A 455-nucleotide genomic window follows, 5' to 3' on the forward strand; every position below is an offset into this window, starting at 1 on the left:
GCTGTGTAACGGCGCATGTGCCTCCAGACGGTTCCACTGGGTGTCGCCCGGGTTTTCCCAGTCCGGTCGGGCGAGAATGGCGCTGAGAGTCAGCTATAAAGTGTTGGGCATTTTAACCTCTTTGCGTAGCGCTCTCAATTTTGGTTAACCTGCCCTGGTACCGGGCGACGGTAACGCAGGCAAGCGCGGGGTAGCGAGGCCGATCACAAAGTTTTAATGGCGGGCAAGCTGCCGGGCAAGGAGGGCCAGGCTTCTGAGCGGCTGCGCCAGATCCTCGCGTGCGGCCTGCGGCGGGGTGCGGCGCGCGCTGGAATGGCGGGGCACCAGCGTTACCGGCAGCTGAACCTGCCAGCATTCCTCCCCCCCGCAGGGGGACAGAAGCCACTCCACGCTGCGCTCACCCGCCTCGCGAAACGCCTGACGAATGGTCGTCAGCGGCGGAGAAAACCAGGCGC

General features: G+C 64.6%; 1 pseudogene. It reads right to left on the reverse strand.

Going from position 1 to position 455, the window contains the following annotated elements:
* Positions 1-213 precede the first annotated feature (213 nt).
* Positions 214-455: pseudogene (locus A6013_RS24285) on the reverse strand (substrate-binding domain-containing protein); the annotation flags it as partial.

Source organism: Enterobacter sp. IF2SW-B1 (genome assembly GCF_001743375.1).
Taxonomy (GTDB): domain Bacteria; phylum Pseudomonadota; class Gammaproteobacteria; order Enterobacterales; family Enterobacteriaceae; genus Enterobacter; species Enterobacter bugandensis.